At 62.6% G+C, this 16,276-nt stretch carries 14 protein-coding genes; 8 read left to right on the forward strand and 6 right to left on the reverse strand.

Translation table 11 applies throughout. The annotated features are described in order from the left end of the window. Nucleotides 1–83 precede the first annotated feature (83 nt). Nucleotides 84–1,046, forward strand: coding sequence for a LysR family transcriptional regulator (locus L0U82_RS10330; protein WP_233830542.1), 963 nt, complete (start codon nucleotides 84–86; stop codon nucleotides 1,044–1,046). 13 nt (nucleotides 1,047–1,059) lie between these two features. Here the strand turns inward: L0U82_RS10330 and L0U82_RS10335 are convergent, their stop codons facing one another. The 5 genes from L0U82_RS10335 to L0U82_RS10355 all read right to left on the reverse strand — a co-directional run bounded on the left by L0U82_RS10335 (nucleotide 1,060) and on the right by L0U82_RS10355 (nucleotide 6,900). Next, nucleotides 1,060–1,989, reverse strand: a complete 930-nt coding sequence (locus L0U82_RS10335) for a LysR substrate-binding domain-containing protein (RefSeq protein ID WP_233830543.1) — start codon at nucleotides 1,987–1,989, stop codon at nucleotides 1,060–1,062. Nucleotides 1,990–2,113: 124 nt separating this feature from the next. Then, the gene (locus tag L0U82_RS10340) at nucleotides 2,114–2,923 is read right to left on the reverse strand and encodes an aldolase/citrate lyase family protein (protein ID WP_233830544.1); all 810 of its coding nucleotides are present in this window, start codon (nucleotides 2,921–2,923) and stop codon (nucleotides 2,114–2,116) included. Nucleotides 2,924–3,011: 88 nt separating this feature from the next. Further along, entirely contained in the window at nucleotides 3,012–4,742 is a 1,731-nt protein-coding gene (locus L0U82_RS10345; protein WP_233830545.1) for an ABC transporter permease, read from the reverse strand. 2 nt (nucleotides 4,743–4,744) lie between these two features. Continuing rightward, nucleotides 4,745–5,809: an ABC transporter ATP-binding protein gene (locus tag L0U82_RS10350; RefSeq protein ID WP_233830546.1), complete on the reverse strand. Its 1,065-nt coding sequence runs from the start codon at nucleotides 5,807–5,809 to the stop codon at nucleotides 4,745–4,747. Nucleotides 5,810–5,850: 41 nt separating this feature from the next. Next, nucleotides 5,851–6,900: an ABC transporter substrate-binding protein gene (locus L0U82_RS10355; RefSeq protein WP_233830548.1), complete on the reverse strand. Its 1,050-nt coding sequence runs from the start codon at nucleotides 6,898–6,900 to the stop codon at nucleotides 5,851–5,853. A gap of 327 nt (nucleotides 6,901–7,227) precedes the next feature. Between L0U82_RS10355 and L0U82_RS10360 the strand changes: the two genes are divergently transcribed. Next, nucleotides 7,228–8,658, forward strand: a complete 1,431-nt coding sequence (locus L0U82_RS10360) for an MmgE/PrpD family protein (RefSeq protein ID WP_233830549.1) — start codon at nucleotides 7,228–7,230, stop codon at nucleotides 8,656–8,658. A gap of 61 nt (nucleotides 8,659–8,719) precedes the next feature. On the opposite strand, the gene L0U82_RS10365 is transcribed toward L0U82_RS10360, so the two are convergent. Further along, nucleotides 8,720–9,472 carry an IclR family transcriptional regulator gene (locus L0U82_RS10365; RefSeq protein WP_233830550.1) on the reverse strand — a complete coding sequence of 251 codons (753 nt, stop codon included), beginning with the start codon at nucleotides 9,470–9,472 and terminating at the stop codon, nucleotides 8,720–8,722. A 224-nt stretch (nucleotides 9,473–9,696) separates the two neighbouring features. On the opposite strand from L0U82_RS10365, the gene L0U82_RS10370 reads away from it, so the two are divergent. The 6 genes from L0U82_RS10370 to L0U82_RS10395 all read left to right on the forward strand — a co-directional run bounded on the left by L0U82_RS10370 (nucleotide 9,697) and on the right by L0U82_RS10395 (nucleotide 16,272). Continuing rightward, complete coding sequence (locus tag L0U82_RS10370) at nucleotides 9,697–10,536, forward strand: TauD/TfdA dioxygenase family protein (RefSeq protein ID WP_233830552.1); 840 nt, start codon at nucleotides 9,697–9,699, stop codon at nucleotides 10,534–10,536. Between the two features lie 78 nt (nucleotides 10,537–10,614). Beyond that, nucleotides 10,615–12,009: an MFS transporter gene (locus L0U82_RS10375; protein ID WP_233830554.1), complete on the forward strand. Its 1,395-nt coding sequence runs from the start codon at nucleotides 10,615–10,617 to the stop codon at nucleotides 12,007–12,009. 318 nt (nucleotides 12,010–12,327) lie between these two features. After that, nucleotides 12,328–13,698, forward strand: coding sequence for an MFS transporter (locus L0U82_RS10380; protein WP_233830556.1), 1,371 nt, complete (start codon nucleotides 12,328–12,330; stop codon nucleotides 13,696–13,698). Between the two features lie 64 nt (nucleotides 13,699–13,762). Next, nucleotides 13,763–14,338: a hypothetical protein gene (locus L0U82_RS10385; protein ID WP_233830557.1), complete on the forward strand. Its 576-nt coding sequence runs from the start codon at nucleotides 13,763–13,765 to the stop codon at nucleotides 14,336–14,338. An 81-nt stretch (nucleotides 14,339–14,419) separates the two neighbouring features. Further along, on the forward strand, nucleotides 14,420–15,355 hold the full coding sequence (locus L0U82_RS10390) for an isocitrate lyase/PEP mutase family protein (RefSeq protein WP_233830559.1): 936 nt from the start codon (nucleotides 14,420–14,422) through the stop codon (nucleotides 15,353–15,355). Nucleotides 15,356–15,381: 26 nt separating this feature from the next. After that, nucleotides 15,382–16,272, forward strand: a complete 891-nt coding sequence (locus L0U82_RS10395; RefSeq protein WP_233830560.1) for an amidohydrolase family protein — start codon at nucleotides 15,382–15,384, stop codon at nucleotides 16,270–16,272. Nucleotides 16,273–16,276 lie beyond the last annotated feature (4 nt).

Genomic DNA, 16,276 nt, shown 5'->3' on the forward strand with positions numbered 1-16,276 from the left:
CTCACTCCTTTGTTGTGGAAACGATGTTAGGAACCGCGATAAAATCCGTCAATTATGTGACATCGATAGGCATCATCCAAACCATGGATATTCGTCAGGTCGACCTGAATCTGCTGAAAGTGTTCGATGCGTTGCTGAAAAAACGCCATGTGACGCAGGCCGGTGTAAGCATTGGGCTCAGCCAGCCGGCGATGAGCTACGCGCTGTCGAAGCTGCGCGAGCTGTTCGAGGATCCGCTGTTCGTGCGCACCGCGCGCGGTATGCAGCCGACGCCGCGCGCGCAGGCGCTCGGCGACCCGGTCGCGCGCTTACTGGATCTGGTGCAGACCGAAATCCTGCCGGCGCCCGAGTTCCGCCCGGCCGAGTCGTCGCGCAGCTTCGTGCTGTGCATGTCGGATATCGGGGAGATGGTGTTTCTGCCGAGGTTGCAGAGTTTTCTCGACAAGGCCGCGCCGCATGTGAGCATCAAGACGGTCGCGCTCAGCATGCCGGAGCTCGAAGAAGGTCTGGCGAGCGGCGACGTCGATCTGGCGATCGGCTACTTTCCGGGTTTGCACAGCGAATCGCTGAAGCGCAAGGCGCTGTACCGGCATTCGTATGTGTGCATCGCGCGCGACGATCATCCGCACATCGGCGACACGCTATCGCTCGATCAGTACCGGGCGGCCGCGCATGTGCTGGTGCATCCGGAAGGCCGCGAGCAGGACGTGCTCGTGCGCGCGCATGAACGGCTCGGGATTCACGTCAACGTGCGGTTCAGCGTGCCGCGCTTTATCGGCGTGCCGTTCGTCGTCGCCGGCTCGGACATGATCGCGGCGGTGCCGCAGGCCGTCGGGCGACGCTTCGCGGAGTTCGTCAACGTCAAGCTGCTGCCGCTGCCCTTCCCCGCGCCGAAGTACGACTTCTATCTGCACTGGCATCCGCGCTTTCATCACGAGCCGGCCAACCGCTGGGTGCGCGATGCGATGAGCGAACTGATCAAGGGGCCGATGCAACACGAGCCGTTGCCGAATACGAAACGTACCCGGCTCAAGGCGGCGTCGTAGCGGCTTGCGCGCGCTACAACTGCGCTTCGGATTCCTTCACCTTCCCCACCGTCGCCTCGGCCGCGAACATCTCGACCAGATCGCGCGCGAACAAAGGCAGTGCATCGAAGTCGCGCACGCAGACATGCAGGCGCCGCAACGCCCAGCTATCGGTCAACGCAATCGCGCTGATGCGCATGGTCGGCACGAGCCGGCGCGCCACTGAATCGGGAATCACGCCGATGCCGACCGTTGCCTCGATCATCCGGCACACCGCGTCGAAATTGCCCATCTCCGCGCGAAAGCGAAACGGCCGTCCGGCTTCGGCGGCGGCCCGCACGAGGAACGCGTGAATCGCGCTCCATTCGGACAGGCCGACGTAATCGAATGCGAGCGTTTCGATAAAAGCCACCGCGTCGCGGCCATCCAGCACATGACCTTGCGGCACGATCAGCACCAGACGATCGTCGCGGCACGGCAGATAGTGAAGGTTTTCCGCGGGCGGGCAACCGGCGACGATGCCGACGTCGGCGGCGCCATCGGATACCGCTTTCGCGATCGCCTGGCTGCCGCTTTCGCGCAGTTCGAGATCGACGTCCGGATGTGAAGCGAGAAAACGGCACAGGATGTCCGGCATCACTTCCATCATCGCGGTCGTATTGCCGAGCACGCGCAAGCGCCCTTTGACGCCGCGCGCAAACTCCTGCATGTCGCCATGCAACTGCTCGACCTGCGCGATCAGGATGCGCGCGTGCCGCATCAACTCCTCGCCGGAACGCGTGAGCGTCACGCCCTGATTGGTGCGATACAGCAGCGGCGTGCGGAAATAGTCCTCGAGATTCTTGATCCGCATGCTGGCGGCCGGCGCCGACAGATGAGATTTTTCGGCGGCCCGCGTGAGGCTCAGTGAATCGCCGATATTCACCATCAACTGCATATCGGTCAGATCGAAATGCGTCGCCATAGCGTCGAATGTCTCCTCAGCGGCAAACCGGGGCGCGGGAATGTCGCAACCCGTCACGACATGCGCGTGACTTATGTTACGCCTTCCGGCGTGCCGGTTCATCGCGACACCGTTGCCGACGCATTCAGACGAGGCCGAGATCCTTGCGCACATTCGGCAGGAACTCCATCATCGCGACCTGGAACAGAAACTGCGCGCCCTGAATCATGATGAAGTTCATGCCCGCATCGTGCAGCCGTTTGACCCGCTGGCGCATTTCATCGAGCGTGTACGCGTAGCTGGTATTCGCGCCGACCATGATGCCGCGCTCGTGCGCTTTCTTCACACCACGGTCCACCAGCTTCCATAACTCCGGACTATTGAAGTCCGGCTTCTTCGCATTGCCGCCGAGTACTTTCGACAGATCGGTCATTGCGAAGAAGAACATCTTCAGATCGGGGTGATCGAGTACCTTGTCGAAATCGTCGATGCCGCCCTGGCTCTCGACGTGCGGAATGATGTAGGTGGCCTGCGCCATCTCGTCGGTGCGCTGCTCCCATTCGCGGCTATTGAACGGATGAATCCACAACGCGCGGCGGTGCCAGTCGCGCGCGATCTCGAGCGCCTCGTCGATCTCCTGCAATCCCGAATGCGAAATCAGCACGTATTCGGCACCCATGCCTTGCAGACGCGACAGATCGACACCGATGCGCGCATCGTAGCCATGCCACGGATTGGTCTGCATCCGCACAACCGGCGTGATGCCGGCCGCCTCGCAGGTGCGGATCATGTTTTGCACGTCATGGAAATCCATACCGGTAAACATCATGTCGATCATGATCCAGTCGAAGCCGAGATGCGCGCACAGCTCGGCGGTTTCGGGATCGTTCGCCCACACGCCGAGCGCGGTGCGGCCCGACTTCATCGTGTCCATCAGCATGTTCTTCGGTTTCATATCCGCTCCTCCAGACGCCCGTTGGCGGGCAGGTTTGCGCAGACGGCTGTCTGCTTCGGTTCAGTGCTTCGGTTCAGTGCTCGGCACTTCAATTCGGCGTAACCGGCTGCATCGAACGCGGCGCACTCCAGCTACGAAAACAGGTCTTCAGAATCGCCATGAAAACGATGCCGACCGCCATCTGCAGCAGCGAATAGCTGGCGAGCCGCGAGAAGTCGCCGACGTTCCATGCTTCGAATGCGAGTACCGAGAACGTGCGGTCCTGCGCGGTGTAGAGAATCACGACCATCGACAGCTCGGTCATGAAAAAACTGAACAGCAGCAGCCACGCGGCGACCACGCTGGCGCGAATCAACGGCAACGTGATGCGTGTGAACGTGCGCAGCGGTCCATAGCCGCATACGCGCGCGCTTTCTTCCAGTTCGGGATGCACCTGAATCAGGCTCGCCGATACCGAACGCACCGCATACGCGGTAAAGCGGCCGACGAACGCAAACACGATGATCAGCGTGGTGCCGTACACGGACAGCGGCATGTTGATCCAGAACAGCAGCATGCCGACACCGAACGCGATGCCCGGCATCGAAATCGGCAGCAGCACCACGTATTCGAGCAGCCCTCTGCCGCGCAAACGCGTGCGCACTACGATCCACGCGATCACGATGCCGATCAGCGTCGCGACGCTCGCGGACACCACCGAGATCAACACACTGTTTTGCAGCGTGAACCACACGTCGTCCGATTGCAGATAGCCGAGCGCGGTGCCGAGCGAATACGATCCGGACCACGTATAGCGCGACAACGCCGCGGCGATCAGGATCGCGATCGGCGCGAGGATCGTTGCCAGCACATAGAGCGCCGCGAGCGCGCAGGTGGCCCAGCGCCAACCGCGCAATTCGACGACGCGCGGACGAAAGCCCTTGCCGCTGACGGTCGTATATACGCGCCGCCCGATCAGCACGCGTTGCAGCCACGTAGTAAAGCTCGACAACGCGAGCAGATAGATCGACAGCACGGCCATCACGCCGTAGTTCGGCGGCACTTCCTGCGAGCCGATCCAGATGCGCGACGTCAGCATCAGGATCTGCCGCGACCAGCCGAGTACGACCGGTGTGCCGAACAGGCCGATCGCGATCGTGAACGACAGCACGGCGCCCGATAGCACGGCGGGTGTAAGCAGCGGAATCGTGATGCGGCGCATCGTCTGCAACGGCGTGAGTCCGCAGACCTGCGCGGCTTCTTCGAGGCTCGGGTCCATGCCGCGCAGCGCGGCCGCGACGATCATCATCACGTAGGGCGCGAGGTACAGGCCGATCACGATCAGCATCCCCCAGCGGCTATAGACATTCAATGCGCCGGGCAAACCGAGCGCCACGAGCAGATGATTCATCACGCCGCTGCGCGGCGCGGCGAGCAACGCCCACGCGACCGCGCCGACGAATGGCGGAATAAAGATCGGCAACTGGCTGATCCATTGCAGCACGCCGCGCATCCATGTGTCGGTGCGCTCGAAGATCCACGCGAACGACACGCCGAGCAGCGTCGCAAGCAGTGCCGCCCCGCCGGACACCAGCAGCGTGTTCGCGAGTGCGTCCCAGTAGATCCGTTTGCCGAGTACTTCGACGAGGTAACGGCTCGTCAGCGAAGGTGTCGCCGCGTCGGCATCGAACACCGCGCGATACAGCACCGCGCACAGCGGCGCGATCACGAGCACCACGACGCCGCAGCAGATCAGTACGATCGCGACGAGCGCCGGCAAGCGCCGCATGAACCGGTCGCGTTGCATCTCGTGACGCTCGGCAAGAGGCAGGTCGGCCAACGTCACGCTCCTATCACGCGGATATCGTCGGCGGCCACCTCGATGCCGACGAGATCGCCCGGCTGGCGCGGACCCGCGTCGAGCTGCACGGCGCTCATCGGGCCGAACGGCGTATCGATCCGATACTCGGTGCGATTGCCGACGAAGCTCGCCTCCGTGATGTATCCGGCAATCGAGCGAGGCGCGCCGGCTTCACGCACGCGCCACTTCTCCGGGCGGATGCACAGCAGCTCACCCGCGCGCGGCGGCTGCGCGAGCGACGCGGGCAACGTCACGCCGCCGGGCAGCGCGAACACCGCGCCGCTCGCACCCATTTGCCATTGGTAATCCGCGATGATGTTCGCGCGGCCCAGAAACTCCGCTGCATGACGCGTGGCGGGAAAATCGTACAGATCCTTCGGCGCGCCCCGCTGAATCACCGCGCCCGCGTGATACAGGTACACGGTATCGGCGATCGACATCGCCTCTTCCTGGTCGTGCGTGACGAACAGGATCGTGCGGCCAAGGCGCCGTTGCAGTGCGCGAATCTCGACACGCATTTCCACGCGCAGTTTCGCGTCCAGATTGCTCAGCGGTTCATCCATCAGGATCACCGGCGCCTCGGAGACGATCGCGCGCGCGAGAGCCACGCGTTGCTGCTGGCCGCCGGATAATTGCGTCGCACCGCGCGACGCGAACGTATCGAGCCCGACGAGCCGCAGCGTCTCCATCACCGCGTCGCGCGCCCGCTCACCTTTGACACCCGCCGCGCGCAGCGGCAGTGCGACGTTTTCGAACACCGTCATATGCGGCCAGATCGCGTACGACTGGAACACCATCGACACGTGACGGCGTTCAGGCGCGACCCACACGGCGGGCATCGCCTGGTACACGGTCTTGCCCGCGATCACGATCTCGCCGCCGGAAGGCCGCTCCAGTCCGGCGATACAGCGCAGCGTGGTGGTCTTGCCGCAACCGCTCGCGCCGAGCAGCACCGAGATCTGCCCGTCGGCGAAACTCTCGCTGATCGATTTCAGCACCGGCTGCGCGCCATAGGACTTTTGCAACCGGCGAACGACGATCGACATGGTCGGCCTCTAATCACTCATCTACCCACTGAATCACTTAATCACTGAATGCCGGTGGCCTTCTGCCACAGCTCGATCAATTGCGTCTGCTGCTTCAACGCCGCGTCGATATCGAGCGGCAGTACCTTCACCGTCGCGAGATCGGGCATGCCGCGCGGCGGCGGTGAGCCGTTGCGCAGTGCGTATTCATTCGCCTTCTGGATGATCGTCTGCGCGTCGCTCATCATGAAATCGACGAACAGTTTCGCCGCGGCCGGATGCGGCGCGCCTGCAAGTACCGCGACCGAAAACGGCGTCGACACGGTGCCGGATTTCGGCACGATGAATTCGAGCGGCGCGCCCTTCGCGACCGCGCCGCTATAGTGGTTGTTGACCACATAGAACATCAGCGGCTTTTCGCCAGAGAGCATTTTCGCGAGACCGGCCGGTGTGGTCGGCGTCAGTTCCGCGCCTGACTTGATGAGCCCCTGGTAGATCGCGACGGTCCGTTGTTCGCCGAAGTTCTGGTACAGCGTGGCCAATAGCGAGAACGCCGCCGACGATGTGCGCGGATCGTAAAACGTAATCTGGTTTTGCCATGCCTTATCCGGAGCGGCGAAATCCATCCAGTCCTGCGGCGGCTTCATCCCATTCAGATAGGCCTTGTTTGCGGCGATGCCGAGAATCAGCGTCTTTACGCGCTGGAAATCTTTTCCGGGTGGCGCGGCATCGGCGGGAAAGTTCTTCAGTTCCGGCGAATGATAAGGATCGAGCAGATGCTCGTTCTGCATTCGCGTGAACACGTCTTCGAGTGAGAAGAATGCATCGGCGGCCTGCTTGCCTGCCTTACGTTCGGCAATGTGGCGGTTATAGATCTGCCAGCAACCCGCCACGTAGGAACTCACCTTGATTTCCGGGTAAAGCTTCTTGAATGCTTCGAGGTACACCGGGGTTTGCGGCGGATCGCATCCGTACACGACGAGTGCGCCTTCCTTCTTCGCCGCGGCGACCAATGCGGGGTCGCTAGCCCACGCATCGCGCGACGCGATCGGCAACAGCGCGAGCAGCAATGCCAGTACGCCGATCCAGTTTCGTAGCGGAGCTTCGAGCATGTCTGTCTCCAATCTTCGTATGTTATGTTTCGCGCCGCGTGAAGTGCCGCATGAGAGTCCCGCATCAGAGTGCCGCATGAAAACATCGCGTCACACGCTTTGTTGAGCATCGTCGATATTCGCGTCATCCGGAATTCTGATGTGCTGAACGTCGATTTAAGCGACAGCAAAGACTCGGGTTATCGCGGATGCCTGCAACGTATTGCGCGAAAAATCCTGCTTGGCTTGTGATGCGTCGCGACCTATAACGTGAATCCTGTCGATCCACGCTTTCGCGCGCCGCGTTTTTACTGAACGTGAACGGCGCGGCGCACGATGGAGTTCACGATGATCAGCACAATGAGCACGCCAGCCAGCGCGGCCAGTACCGCGTCCAGCAGCCGCACGCTTTCGCAAACGCTCGCCGCGTTCGCGCACTCGCTCGAACCCGACGATATTCCGCACCGCGTTCGCGTGCGCGCGAAGCATCTGATTCTCGACACGATCGGCATCGCGCTGGCGTCGCATCGCAATGAATTCGCGAGCGTGATATTGCGCGGCATCAATGCGCTCGGCGAAAGCGGCACGACTCCGGTGATCGGTTGCGGCGACACCCATACGGTGCGTAATGCCGTGCTGCTCAACGCAGCGCTGATGCACGGACTCGATTACGACGACACGCATATGAAAGGCATCGTGCACGCCAGCGCGTTCTGCGCGCCGACCGCGCTCGCGGTTGCGCACGAAACCGGCGCGAGCGGACGCGCGGCGCTGGCCGCGTATGTGGTCGGGATGGAAGTCGCCACGCGGCTCGGCGCGGCGGCCAAGGGTGGTTTTCATCGCGCCGGTTATCACCCGACCGGCGTGCTGTCGCACTTCTCGGCCGCGTTGATCGCGGGCCGCCTGTATCGGCTCGACACCGCGCAACTTGCCGCGGCGCAAGGCATCGCCGCGAGCACCGCATCCGGCGTGCAGGTGTTTCTCGAAGAAGGCACATGGTCCAAGCGGCTGCATCCGGGCTGGGGCGGCGTAGGTGGCATCACCGCGGCGCGCCTCGCGCAGGCTGGCTTCGTCGCGCCGTCGCGCCCTTACGAAGGCCGCTATGGTCTGTTCGATTCGCACCTGCAGCAACATGCGGGCGACGTCGATTACTTAATGGCACGCGCGGGCCTCGGCGAGATCTGGGAAACCGAGCAGATGGCGATCAAGCCCTACCCGGTGTGCCATTTCCTGCATTCGATCGCGGAAGCCGGCGCGGCTCTCGCACGCGACGCCAGCATCGACCCGCAGCGGATCAGCCGGATTCGCGCGCTGCTGCCGCAACCGGTAATGCCGATCGTCACCGAACCGCTCGACGCGAAAAGATGCCCGCGTACCAACTACGAAGCGAAGTTCAGCGCGCAGTATGTGGCGGCGGCCTCGCTCGTGCGCGGGCGCTTCGGACTCGCCGAACTGGAACCCGATGCGCTTGCCGATCCGCGCATCCTCGCGTTATCGGCGCGCGTCGAGTGTGTAGCGGACACGGACAGCGCGTTCCCCGCTTTCTACTCGGGCGGAATCATCGTCGATACCGACGATGGGCGGCAGCACCGGCGCTATTACCGGATCAACAAAGGTGCCGGCGAACGGGCGCTGAGCAATGAAGAGATCGTCGCGAAGTACTTCGACAATGCGTGCTGGAGCGTGAGCCGGGCCCGCGCCGAACAGATCCGCAACGCGGTGCTGTCGCTCGACGAAATGAGCGCCGCCGAGTTGTGGGCCGTGCTGCGCGCTGGCTGATACATCGGCACCGCGCGGTGCCGCGCGCGAGGTTCGCGCGCAAGCGCCACGCTATGCCACGCTACGCGCGATCCGAAATCTTCTGGCAGTACTTCGCGACCGCCCGGCCGATCGACGTTTCATTACCCTTCACGCGACGAGTCGGTGCGCCGACGACGATCGCATACGCTTCGCCGTGAATCCACGCATAGTGTCCGACTGACGCGACTTCCGATTGATAGCCGCCGATCGATACGAACCAGCCGCGCTCCTTGCCCTGCTCGATCATCCGTTTGTAGCGCGTCTTGCTGGTCACCGTATTCGGTGCGTATTGCTCGAAATGCAGTTCTTCGATTAGTGCGTCGCGCGCGGGGTCGTCCATCGCACCGAGCAATGCCTGCCCCGCCGCGCCGATATGCAACGGCCGCTTTTCGCCGACGGTGGCCGCATAGCGCAGCGTTTGACCGGACTGCACGACTTCGAGGTAATGCGACTGATGGCCGACGCGCTTGGCGAGAAACACCGTCTCGCCGGTTTCGTTACACAGTTCCTGCAAGATCGGCCGCACGTGTGACAACAGCGGGTCGTTATCGACGATGATGCGCGCCTCGTCGAAGATCCGGCGCGTCGGATAGTAATCCGCCGAATCGTGCACGCGATACAGATAGCCGTTCGATTCGAGCGTTTTCAGCAGCGCGAGGCAACTCGACTTCGGAAACTCCAGACGCTTGCTGATCAACGCAAGCGGCACCGCCTGCCGAAGCTCCGCGAACAGCTGGAAGATTTCGACGACGCGCCGTGCGCTCTTGACATCCGGATCGTTCGCCACTGCCATAGCGCCCCTGAAAAAAGCCTAAGGAAAACCCGCATTCCCGCAAATACGGGCGACACGCGTGCTTGAACCGCGTGTATTCATCACCTATTCTGAGTTCATGAATAAGAATAGTCGTTCATGTATGTGAACGCAAGCGGCTTTCAGACAGGACCACGCAGCCCCTATGAATACACGCGACGGCGGCTCTCGCAAACGCCGTCACGCCCGTCGCGGAGGACACTCGTATGGCATCGAGCATCATCGTCAGGCCACTCGCCGGTTCGCTGGGTGCCGAAGTGTTCGGCGTCAATCTGTCCGCCGAGTTGGAGCCGGACACCGTGTCGCAGATCCGGCGCGCGTATCAGGAATACCAGGTGATCTTTTTCCGCGATCAGGATGCGTCCGATCATGACCTCGCGCGTTTCGCGCGCTATTTCGGCGAGCTGGCGGTATTGCCGCCGCACCGCCAGCATCCGGGCTCGCTGCCCGAGTTGCTGATCATCGACAAGAAGCCGGAAGACGCGCTCGTGTTCGGCTGGGAATGGCATTCGGACACCACGCATCTGGAGATTCCGCCGCTCGGTTCAGTGCTGGCCGCGCGCGTTCTGCCGACGGTCGGTGGCGACACGTTGTTCGCGAATCAGTACATGGCTTACGACACGTTGTCCGACGGCATGAAGGCGATGCTCACTGGTCTGCGCGCAGTGCATGCGAACGGCCATATTCTCGCGTCGCTCGAAGCCGAGGACGTGCTGATGCAAGGCGCGGGCTACGGCAGCCACACGACGATGTCCGCCGTGCATCCGGTCGTCAGAACCCATCCGGACACCGGAAAAAAGGCCCTTTTCGTCAACTCGCTGCATACCGAACGATTCGAGAACATGACGGTAGCCGAAAGCACGCCGCTGTTGCGCTTCCTGTTCGAACATTCGACGCGCCCCGAATTCACCTGCCGCTTCCGCTGGGAGCCGGGCTCGGTCGCGTTCTGGGACAACCGCTGCTGCCAGCATCTCGCACTCGACGACTATCCCGGCCAGCGGCGTCTGATGCATCGCGTGCAGATACGCGGCACGCGGCCTGTTTGAACGGTAATGAAGCGACAGCGCATCGCACGATAACAACGAGGTACGGCAACCCGACGGGCATCACTGGAGGAGCACACCATGTCGATCGCGGAGGCAACTATCGAGCGGATGCCCGTTGGCGCGGCGCATCGGCGGATGTTCTGGCTGCTCGGCGCGGGCATGCTGATCGACGCGTTCGAACTGTTCATGCAGGCGGGAGTCGTCGCTTCGATGGTGCATACGAACTTCACCGGTACCCGCGGTGTCGCGCAGTTCATCTTCGCGACGTTTCTCGGGCTCGCAATCGGCTCGGTGATGAGCGGCACGCTCGCCGATCGCTTCGGGCGCAAATCGCTGTACCAGTTCAACCTGCTGCTATTCAGTCTCGCGACGCTGGCGACCGCCGCGGCGCCATCGTTCATGCCGGTCGTGCTGTTGCGCTTTATCGCCGGCATCGGGCTGGGCGGCGAACTGGTGGTCGGCTACGCGATCATGGCGGAAATGACGCCCGCGTATTGCCGCGGACGCTGGGGCGTAACGCTCGGTCTGCTGGTGAACTGCGCGCAACCGCTGTCGGCTTTCGTCGGCGCGTGGTTCCTGCCGGTGGTCGGCTGGCGCGTGATGTTCGTGGTCGGCGCGATACCGGCGCTGGTGGTCTGGTACCTGCGCCGCGCGTTGCCCGAATCGCCGCGCTGGCTCGAACGCCAGGGGCGTATCGCTGAGATGCACGAAGTACTCGACGCGCTATGGCGCGAAAACACCGGTGCTGCACAAGCGCCGCGCGTCGTGCCGACGAATTCCGCGCCGCTGCCCGACGAGTTGCCGTGGACCGCGCTATTCAGCCGCCAACGCCTGGCGCGTACGTTGTTCTGTTTTGCGATCGTGTCGCTGATCCTCGCGAGCCAATACGGCTTTATTGCGTGGGTGCCGACGTTGCTGCTGCATCGCGGTCAATCGATCGTTCATTCGCTGACCTACTCCGCGGTGATGGCAATGGGCGCGCCGATCGGCATGTTGCTGCCGATCTTTTTCGTCGACCGGCTCGGGCGCCGCACCGTGGTTGCCAGCGCATCGTTTCTCGCCGCCGCGGTCGGTATCGGCTATGCGCTCGCGCTCGATGCGCCGGCCTGGGTGCTCGTGTCGACCGGTTTTCTCGAAGTGATGTTTATCCAGATCACCGCGAATACGGTGCTCGCCGTGTATCTGCCGGAACTCTTCCCGACCGATATTCGCGGCACCGGCTTCGGCGCATCGACGGCCGTCGGCCGAGTGTCCGCCGCGATCATGCCGTACTTCGTGCTGTTCGTACTGAATGGCTTCGGCTCGTTCGCGGTATTCGTGATGCTCGCGTGCGTGCTGCTGAGTTTGTGTCTGCTGGTGCTCGCGGTCGGACCGGAAACGCGGCGTAAAACGCTCGAAGATGTCGAGCGCGAAATTCTCGCCGGCATGGAGCGGGATACGAATCACAAGCACGTCAAATCGCCGGCGTCCTGATCCGATGAGGCGCGTTGAAAGTCTCGCTGAGCTGACAGTTGCGCGCGGGGAGCCTTACGCTTTCGCGATGCCAGCCTGTCGAAAAACGTACGAGCAGTACCGCATCACCGGCCGCGAATGTCGAAGGCCGTCTCAAGTACCTGCTTTGCAAGCCCTCTACCGGGGCTCGAATACCACTGTCCGCGCGGCGCTTCGGTAAATGACGAAGCCGCCGCGCAAGATCAGCAGCGCACGCCTCGCTTCGACTCGTTGCCGTCGAAGCGAACCGATGTCTATCCGGTCCGCGTTTATCAAAGCTCCGACGAACAGACCAACACTATGACAACTAATCTGCACATTCCGATCGCGGCGCGCATCGAGCGTCTGCCGGTGTCGAAACATCTGCTGTGGTCGATTTTGCTGATCTCGCTCGGCACGTTCTGGGACTCGTACATGCTGTTCTCGGTGGGTCCGATCTCCGCGCACTACTTCGCTTATCTCGGCCAACCGCATTTCGCCACCGCGTTGCCGCTCGCGCTGTTCTTCGGCACGTTCGTCGGCGCGGTCGGTTTGAGCACGGTGGCCGACCGGATCGGCCGGCGCGGCGCATTCACGCTCGACCTGTGCATTCTCGCGACCGGCGCGCTGATCGCCGCGTTTTCGCCGAATGCGCCGGTGCTGCTGGTCGCGCTGTTTATCGCCGGTGTCGGCACTGGCGCCGAATTGCCGCTATCGACGACCTATGTGCAGGAGCTTGCACCCGCGCGCGTGCGCGGCAGGCTGTCGAGCTTCGCACTGACGATCGGCTTTTGCGGCGGCACCGTCGGCGGCTTTGCGTCGATGTTGCTGGTGCCGCTAAATGATTTGCCGTTGCCGGGATTTCGCATCGCATTGCTGCTCGCCGCGGTGGGCGGATTTTCTTCGCTGCTGCTGCGTATGGGTTTGCCCGAGTCGCCGCGCTGGCTCGAACGCGTGGGCCGAAGCGCCGAAGCCGACGACGTGATGAACCGCATCGAGCGCCGCGTGATGAAAGAAAAGAACCTGGTGATGCTGCCGCCTCCGCCGAGGACCGAATACCAGATCGAAAGCGGTGTGTCGCCGCTCAGTCTGCTGCTGTCGAGCGCGTATCTTCGCCGCACGATGAGCGCGTGGGGCATCGAACTGCTGCAAGGATTCGGCGCATACGGTTTCGCGACCTTCGTGCCGTTTTTTCTCTATTCGCGCGGCTATTCGATCGTTCACGCGCTGACCTACACGGCGGTAATCCAGATTGCTTACCCGGTCGGCAGTCTCGTATCGATCTACGTGACCGAGAAGATCCAGCGCAAATGGGGCATGGCCTTTGCGTACGTGCTCAATACGCTATTCGGTCTCGGCTTTCTGCTGGCGAATACGACCTTTCTGATCGTGCTGTTCGGCTTCCTGACCGAAGCGATGATCTTTATCAACGGACCACTACTGCATACGTACGAAGCCGAAATCTATCCGACCGGTATCCGTGCGCGCGGCGCCGGCATCAGCTTCGCGCTGAGCCGGCTCGGCGGCTTTTTTGCGCCGCTCGTTGCGGCACTGCTACTCAGCATCGGCGCGGGCCATACATGGCTGATCGCGATTGGCGCGGCCGCATGGTTCGGCTGCGCGCTGGTGGCCGCGATCGTCGCCGTCGATACGACCAACATCAGTCTGGAAGATCTGGAAGTCAAGCATTGAAACGATCTGCCGTACCGCTTGCGCAGGTGCGCCGGTGCGGGGGAATCAAACCGAAGAGGACACTATGGAACACACCACAAGCTCGGCGAAAGAACCCATCGATGTCGTCGCGATGTTCCCGCAGGTCACCGATATCAGCGATGCAACGTTGCGTGATGCGGTTATCGCCACGTGGCAGACGCTGTGGGAGATGAGCCCATGGAAGCGCATCGCGGAAGTGCCGACGTCGACCGAAATTCCGTATCCGACATTGCCGCATAACCAGTGCGTGCTGGACATGGCGATGGCGATCGCCGATCTGTTCGAGCATCACCACGGTGTGAAGGTCAATCGCGATTATCTGATCGCGGGGGCCGTGCTGCAGGATGCGAGCAAGGTCGTCGAGTTCGCGCCGAATGCCGAAGGCAAAGTCGTCGCGACCGATATCGGCAAGCAGTATCCGCACGCGTTCTGGGCCGCGCATCTGGCATTGCGCAACGGCATTCCCGACGAAGTCGTGCACGTGCTGCTGACCCACTCGCCTCAGGCACCGAAATTCCCCGCCACGCTGGAAGGCAAGATTCTCTATTACGTCGACCAGATGGACGTGATCGCCATTCACAAAGACCGCTGGCGCAAGGAGCTGTTCATCACGAAGTGACGCGTGCGGCGCGCGGAGAACATCAGCGCGAAACTTGGCGCACCCCCAGCGTTTGCCGGTTCGTACTTTCTGGAGAACTCGATGAGCAAGAGAAAGCAGTTGCGTGATTTGATCAAGGCGCCCGACATCCTCGTGATGCCTGGCGTATTCGACGGATACAGCACGAGACTGCTGCGCGCGTCGGGATTCGCGGCGGGCTTCATCACCGGCGCCGGCATCAGCGAGGCGAGTCTCGGCTGGGCCGATCAGGGCATCATGGGACTCGAAGAGAACCTGCGTGTATCGCGCTCGCTCGCGGCATGCGCGGACGTGCCGTTGATTGCCGACGCCGACACCGGTTACGGTAACGCGGTCAACGTGCATTTCACGATTCGCGCGTTCGAGAATGCCGGGCTCGCCGGCGTGATGATCGAAGACCAGGTATGGCCGAAACGCTGCGGTCATATGAAGGGCAAGCAGGTGATCTCCGCGGAGGAAGGCGCGGAAAAAATCCGCGCCGCCGCCGAAGCCCGGCTCGATCCGGAACTGCTGATCATGTCGCGAACCGATTCGCTCGCGACGCACGGGCTCGCCGAAGTCATCAAGCGTCTGAACATGTATGCGGAGGCCGGCGCCGATCTGCTGTTCGCCGATGCGTTGCTCGCCACCGATCACATCACGACGGTCGTCAAGAATGTATCGAGACCGGTGTGCGTGAACATGGGGTTCGGCATTCGCCAGCGCTCCACCACGCCGTTGATCTCCGCGCGGCAGTTGCAGGAGCTGGGTGTCGCTGTCGTCGTCTATCCGCGCCTGCTGACCTCGGCCGCGATTCAGGGGATGAAGAACGCGATCGCGACATTGCAGGAATCGGTCGCGAGCGGCAACGTAATCGAGCGTCCGGACCAGGTCGTGTCGTTCGAGGAACTCAACGCCCTGGTGGGCATCGAGGAACTCGAACGCATCGAACAGCGCTATCTGACGCCTGAGCAATATCAGCAGAAGTACGAGGGCGCCAGTTATGAAAAGCGGCCGTGATCGCGGTCTCTGGTGCCGGAGATGATATGAGCGACGCCGAAAAAGATCGCCACGCCGCGAGCGGTGGCGAACCGCCCGTGTGTCAAACACCCGACGCGTCGCCGGTCGCGCTGCCTTTTGCGTTGCCGCCCGGCGCCTGCGATTGCCACGCGCATATCTACGGGCCGCCCGAACGCTATCCGTACCGCGCGGGGCGGCGCTACACGCCGGCGCCGGTCGGCCTCGCCGAGTATCGCGCGGCACTCGCCGCGCTTGGGTTGACGCGCGCGGTGATCGTGCAACCGACCATCTATGACGACAACCAGATCACGCTCGACGCGCTCGCCGCATCGGGCGGCCAGTGGTGTGGCATCGCGCAACTGAAAACGGATGTGAGCGACGCGCAATTGCAGTTGCTCGACGCGGCCGGTTTCCGCGGCGTGCGCATGCATACGCGCAGCGGCCTCGACGATCTCGAACTGATCGCCAGGCGCGTCGCGCAATTCGGCTGGCACGTGCAATTGCATCTCGATGCGCACACGCTGCCCGATATCGGAGCTCGCCTCGCGCGTTTGCCGGTGCCGGTCGTGATCGATCATTTCGCGCGTATCGTGATTCAGCAAGGCGTCGATCAGCCGGGTTTCCGAATGCTATTGACGCTGCTCGAAAGCGGCCGCTGCTGGGTCAAGCTATCGGCGCCGTTCCGGCTCGGCGATGAAGTGTCGCCCTATGCCGGCGTGCTGCCGTTCGCGCGAGCGCTCGTCGCCGCGCGGCCCGACCGCCTGATCTGGGGCAGCGACTGGCCGCATTCGTCGTTTCACGGCGTGATGCCGAACATGGGCGTACTGCTCGGCCTCGTCGGCAAGTGGGCGCCTGATGCCGGCATCCGCGACATGATTCTCGGCAGCAATCCCGCGCGGTTATATGGCTTCGAGTAGACGT

Source organism: Paraburkholderia sp. ZP32-5 (assembly GCF_021390495.1).
Classification (GTDB): domain Bacteria; phylum Pseudomonadota; class Gammaproteobacteria; order Burkholderiales; family Burkholderiaceae; genus Paraburkholderia.